A 237-nucleotide genomic window follows, 5' to 3' on the forward strand; every position below is an offset into this window, starting at 1 on the left:
GGCCGAGCGCGACGGCGAGTTCGCGGTCGCAGTCCCGGACTTGCCGCGAGCCCTCACCGAACTCGGCTGGTTCGACGAAAATCGGACCTACCTGCACCCCGTAGTGCTGGGCCGCGGCAGGCCCTATTTCGCCGGACCCCGGCCGCCGCTGGGCCTCTTGGCCGCCGACCGGTTCGACGAGAGTGTGAGCGGGCTGATCTATCCCCCTGCCTGATCCCGCCGGTTGGAAAATCCCCT

1 pseudogene is annotated in these 237 nt (G+C 69.2%); it reads left to right on the forward strand.

Annotated elements, in window-relative coordinates:
* Nucleotides 1-214 (forward strand): annotated as a pseudogene (locus tag KVT37_RS32890) (dihydrofolate reductase); the annotation flags it as partial.
* Nucleotides 215-237 lie beyond the last annotated feature (23 nt).

The organism is Mesorhizobium sp. GbtcB19 (assembly GCF_019091085.1).
Taxonomy (GTDB): Bacteria; Pseudomonadota; Alphaproteobacteria; order Rhizobiales; family Rhizobiaceae; genus Mesorhizobium.